The 5,200-nt window shown below is 62.2% G+C and carries 4 protein-coding genes; all 4 read right to left on the bottom strand.

Going from position 1 to position 5,200, the window contains the following annotated elements; genetic code table 11:
- A partial coding sequence (locus ACXRVY_RS16350) for a DUF1513 domain-containing protein (RefSeq protein ID WP_458237768.1) occupies nucleotides 1–963 on the bottom strand: 963 nt, incomplete at its 3' end.
- A 14-nt stretch (nucleotides 964–977) separates the two neighbouring features.
- The gene (locus ACXRVY_RS16345; RefSeq protein WP_223459992.1) at nucleotides 978–2,042 is read right to left on the bottom strand and encodes an imelysin family protein; all 1,065 of its coding nucleotides are present in this window, start codon (nucleotides 2,040–2,042) and stop codon (nucleotides 978–980) included.
- A gap of 27 nt (nucleotides 2,043–2,069) precedes the next feature.
- Nucleotides 2,070–3,497, bottom strand: a complete 1,428-nt coding sequence (locus ACXRVY_RS16340) for a di-heme oxidoreductase family protein (RefSeq protein WP_223459995.1) — start codon at nucleotides 3,495–3,497, stop codon at nucleotides 2,070–2,072.
- 281 nt (nucleotides 3,498–3,778) lie between these two features.
- Nucleotides 3,779–5,134: an imelysin family protein gene (locus ACXRVY_RS16335; RefSeq protein ID WP_458237767.1), complete on the bottom strand. Its 1,356-nt coding sequence runs from the start codon at nucleotides 5,132–5,134 to the stop codon at nucleotides 3,779–3,781.
- Nucleotides 5,135–5,200: the final 66 nt, after the last annotated feature.

Genomic DNA, 5,200 nt, shown 5'->3' with positions numbered 1-5,200 from the left:
ACCGACCCCGGCGCAATCGGGCAGAGGTGCATCCAGCCGTACTTCACCGCTGTCCAGGTCCCAGATGAAAAAGCGGTTGCCCCGCGGTGCGGTCAACGCCACCAGGCGCAAGTCACTGTGTACCGCGACGCTGGCGGTGTAATGCCCCATGGCCTGCAACTGGTGCTCGGGCACCGGGAACGCGACGAAAGGCTGACCGGGACGCTTGATCGCCAACAGTTCGGACGACTCATGGGCCGCGCCCATGAACTGCTGGCTGGCGACGATGGTGCCGTCGCTGGCGATGGCCAGATGGCGCACGCTGTTCATCTGCTGGGCGAGGGTTTCCTTGCTCAGCAGGGTGCCGTCACGTTGCATCAGGACCAGGCTTGGTTCCATGGCGTTGAGGTTCATCTCAACCCGGCTTTCGGCCTCGGTGCGAATCCCGCCGTTGGCCACCACCAGGGTTTCGCCATCGGGCATCCACGACACCTGGTGCGGCCCGAGGCCGTGGGTGGAAATCTCACCGCTGTGCACCAGCCGTTCGCCTTCGAATCTGTACACGCCGAGCAGGCCGCGACCCGGATCGCTGGTGTCGTTTTCGGTGGCGTACAGCCAGTCGCCGCTGTGGTGAATGACCGCGTGTCCGTAGAAGTGCCGGTTCGGCTGTGACACCACGGTTTGCAGGAGCGCGCCGTCGCGCAGGTCGATCAGGTAGCTCTCGGTACCCGGGCGGCGGGCGACAAACAGCGCAATCGGCAGTGTCGGGTGGTTGATGATGTCGTGGCAACGCTGGCCGACCCGGGTGGCGAACACCTGGGTGCCATCGAGTCGATAACCGACGGCGTAATGCCGGCCATCGGTATCGTCCCGTGCCGACAGCAACAATGGACTCTTGTCCTTTTGCTTGAACAGCTTCCAGCCGCTCAGCGTCACTGCACCCAGCAGCAAACTACCTAATGTCAGAACCTGGCGTCGCAGCATGGAACGGGCCCTCATCAGTCACCGTCGTTGGCGTTGAAGCCCAGTTGGATGCCCAGCGCTTTGGCCAGATCAGCCTCGTGCAGACGATGTACAACGTTGAGGCTTTCGTACAGGTCATTGAGCTGCTGGCGGCCGGCGTCGTCACCGAGCATTTCGGTCAGCGAGCGCTGGTTGCTGGCGAACAGTTTCAGCGAGGCGGCATAGGCGGCATCGATCTTGTCGGCCAACGGTTTCTGCTCGCTCGGCAACAGGCTGCGCAGGCCTTTGTTGTCCACGCCTTCCCAGACCGTTTTGGCGGCCGCGAGGCTGGCTTCGAGGCTGGTCAGGGACGACTGGCTGCGCCATGCATCGGCCTGGAACGGTTGCGGCACGCCCTTGGTCTGGCGGCCCATCGGCGTGCCGAGTTTTTTCTTCAGGGTGTCGATGGCCGTGACTTGCACGCGCAGCAGATCGGCGATCGCCTCATGGGAGTCCGCGTAGCGCTGGTTCGGGAATTTGCTCATTTGCGCGAGCATGCCATCGGTGTTGTTCCAGGTTTGCAGAATCTCTTCGGCCAGTTGCTTCTGGCGTTCGCCAATCGCGACCAACAGCGGGCAGTACTTGGCCTTCTGTTCAGCGTTGGCCACATCAGGCTTGCTGTCGAACAGAATGTATTCGTAAGCCGAAAGGCCCTGTACTACGACGCTGGATTTGGCCAGAGCAGCGGCATCGATCTGTGGCTGGGCGGTGACCAGTTGCTCCACCTGACGGCCGACCAGGTTTTTCTTGTCCGGCCAGAACTGTACTTGCCACGAACGGTTGCCTTCGGCCAGCGGCCCGATCAGCAGCGGTTGCAGTTCGGCCCAGGCCTTTTGCGCGTGCAGGAAATCGGCACGAGCGGTTTCCAGGGTTGCCTTGCCTTCGCAGTAGGCGAGGGCGCTGACCGCCAATTGACGGTCGGCTTCAACCCAGCGGGTATAGGTCGGCAGGATCACCGACTTGGCGATGGCCGACGACGTGACCGCTTGTGGGTCTTGGGGCGAGCAGGCGCCCAGGGCGAGTGCGGCAAGGCTGGTGAACAACAGTTTGGGACGGAACATGTCGGGCTCCCGCGAGTGGAATGCGTGTTAAAGGGAATTCAGGAACGCCAGCAACGCAGCGCGTTGCTCGGCATTGAAAGACAAAACCTGTTGCTGCGCCGCTGTCGCCTCGCCGCCATGCCAGAGCACGGCTTCGAGCAGGTTGCGGGCGCGGCCGTCGTGCAGGAACTGGGTGTGGCCGCTGACCGCCTGTGTCAAGCCGATGCCCCACAAGGGCGGGGTACGCCACTGGCGGCCGCTGGCCTGGAATTCGCTACGGTTGTCGGCCAGGCCGTCGCCCATGTCATGCAGCAGCAGATCGCTGTACGGGCGAATCACTTGATTGGCCAGTTCAGGTTCGGCGGCGTTGGCGGCGGTGGTGTATTTCGGGGTGTGACAGGACTGGCAGCCCGCCTGATAAAACAGGGACTTGCCGGCCAGCACTTCAGGTGCGTTGACGTCACGACGGGCCGGTACGGCGAGGTTACGGCTGTAGAACAGCACCAGACGCAGGATGTTGTCGCTGACTTCCGGCTCGCCATTCGGGCCGTTGCCACTGGGTGCCTGTTTGCAAGCCGTTTGCGCGTCCGTGCAGTCATCAAAGGGTCTGAGGCTGGTCGTGAGGCCCATATCACCCGAGAACGCGTGAACATTTTGTTGATTGAGGGTCGGTTGTCCGGCTTTCCAGCCAAATCGTCCCAACACTGTCTTTTGTTGGGCATCGTCCCACACCTGGTTCGGGCGTCCGGCGATGCCGTTGTTCGCCTTGGCCTGTGCCTCGGCATTGGCCAGGATCGCTTCGTCGGGGATCGATTCGAGCAGGCCCAGGCCAATCATCGGCGGCGCTACACGTGCCGAGAAACGGGTGTCGGGGTGCATCGGGCCGTAGCCCAACTGGGTGATGTTGAGGCTTGGTTTGCGCAGTTCGACTTCGGTGCCGTCCTTGAAGCGAACCTGCACGGGGGTGTAGTCGACTCGCACTTTGCCTTCGGGGGCCACGCCGGGTACGGCCATGTCCTGGAACTGACCGCCGTAGACGGGCTCCGGCACTACGCCAAGCTGTTCGATGACCTTGGCATACGCCGGGGCGTCGGGAATCGACAGGCGTACCAGCATCGACACGGCGTTCACATCGTCCGGAGTCGGCGGATGGCCGCGGCCGTCCTTGATGTGGCAGCCCTGGCAGGCATTGGTGTTGAACAGTGGACCGAGGCCATCGCGGGCGGTCGTCGTCGACGGGGCGATCACCCAAGGGCTGCGGAAGAAACTGTTGCCGACACTGAAATCCACGCGCCGTGACGGCGGCAGATTCGCCGAGGGCATGGAAAACGCGTTCTGATCGGTCTTGCGCACTGTCGCACTGCCGCCGGAGCGGGCTTCACCGGGTTCTGCCCGGGTGAATTGCGGGGCGTCATCGCAGGCACTCAGGCCCAGGGCCAGAAACAGTGCGGACAAGCGAAGAGGCAGCGAGGGCATCAGACATCCTGCAAGACGAGCAAAACAAGGGCGCAAAGTCTAACAGGGGATGGGAATTTGAATAAGAGGAATTATCGTTTGCTTGATGTGGGGCAATTGTCGCGGCCAACCCGGCCCCCTGTGGGAGCGAGCTTGCTCGCGATGGGGCCGTGTTAGTCGACATCAACTTTGAATGACATACCGCATCGCGAGCAAGCTCGCTCCCACAAGGGGGACTGCGTGTAGCAGGTAAGAAAAAGGCGACCCGAAGGTCGCCTTACTGATCACTCAGCCAGCGTTGATCAGAATTCGTGATCAGCGTTGTCCGGGTTCAGGTCGTTGATGCCCAGTTTGCCAGCGGCGGCTTCGATCGAACCGGTCTGCTTGACCAGCGATGCGATAGCGTCGCGGACGATCTGGTTGCCCGCAGTGTTGCCGGCAGCGATCAACTGGTCGTAGTGCTCACCCTTGTTGGCGTGGTCGACCATGACCTGGATCTTGGCTTCGGTAGCAGCCAGGTCGTCTTTCAGTACGGTGTCAGCGGCCGGATCAGCCTTGGCCACCAGGGACGACAGGCTGGCGCCAGTCATTTTGGTGCCGTCGACACGGGTGTATTCACCCAGGTACACGTTACGGATGCCCTTGGCATCGTAGAAGTGCGAGTTGTGGGTGTTGTCGCTGAAGCAATCCTGTTCGTCTTCCGGGGAGTTGGCTTCCAGGGAAACCTTCATGCGCTCGCCCGCCAGTTCGCCCAGGGACAGGCTGCCCATGCCGAACAGCATTTTGCGCAGGCCGGTTTCAGCCGGTTCCGCTTCCAGGGTGGCGCGGTAGTTGTCGGCCACGTTCGGCTTCCAGTTACCGACCATTTCCTCCAGGTCGCTGACCAGCAGCTGAGTCACGGACTTCAGGTAGGCACGACGACGATCGTTGTGACCGCCAGTGGCGCCTTTGCCTTCCAGGTAGTCCGAAGCCGGACGGTTGCCGGCGCCAGGACCGGTACCGTTCAGGTCCTGGCCCCAGAGCAGGAATTCGATGGCGTGGTAGCCGGTGGCGACGTTGGCCTCGGAACCGCCCAGCTCGTTCAGGCTGGCGAGTTTTTCCGGGGTGATGTCTTTGACATCGACCTTGTCTTCGCCGATCTGCACTTGAGTGTTGGCGATGATGTTGGCGGTGGCACCCGGGTTGCCCAAGGCGTGTTCGTAGGACTTGTCGACGTAGTCGATCAGGCCTTCGTCCAGCGGCCAGGAGTTCAGCTGACCTTCCCAGTCGTCAATGATGGTGTTGCCGAAGCGGAACACTTCGCTCTGCAGGTAAGGCACGCGAGCGGCAACCCAGGCTGCCTTGGCGGCTTTCAGGGTGTCGGCGTTCGGCTTGGCGAGGAAGGCGTCGACGGCGGTTTGCAGGGTCTTCGCGGTGGATTCGGCATCGCTGTAAACGGCGAAAACGATGTCGGCGTAATGGGCGACAAYGGCTTTGGCGGCGGCTTCGTCGACTTTACCGGCAGCGGCAGGCGCAGCGGCTGGAGCAGCCGGGGCAGTCGCAGTGCTGGCAGCTGGTGCAGGCGCGGCAGCTTTTTCCTGGTCTTTACCTTCGCCGCAACCGGCGAGGGAAATAGCGATGGCCAACAGACTGGCGGTAGCCAGAGGCATACGAATCATGGCGAACATCCTGCTTCGATAAGGGGTGGAGTGGTGCGATGCGCACGCAAAACTGCGACATAATGC

The organism is Pseudomonas sp. P5_A2_2 (assembly GCF_054177685.1).
Note: the sequence above shows the minus strand (reverse complement) of the source record. Positions and strands in the feature narration are given on the sequence as shown.

Coding starts and splice junctions, on each gene's coding strand:
- ACXRVY_RS16340 (WP_223459995.1), bottom strand. CDS start 3,497: ATGCCCTCGCTGCCTCTTCGCTTGTCCGCACTGTTTCTGGCCCTGGGC.
- ACXRVY_RS16345 (WP_223459992.1), bottom strand. CDS start 2,042: ATGTTCCGTCCCAAACTGTTGTTCACCAGCCTTGCCGCACTCGCCCTG.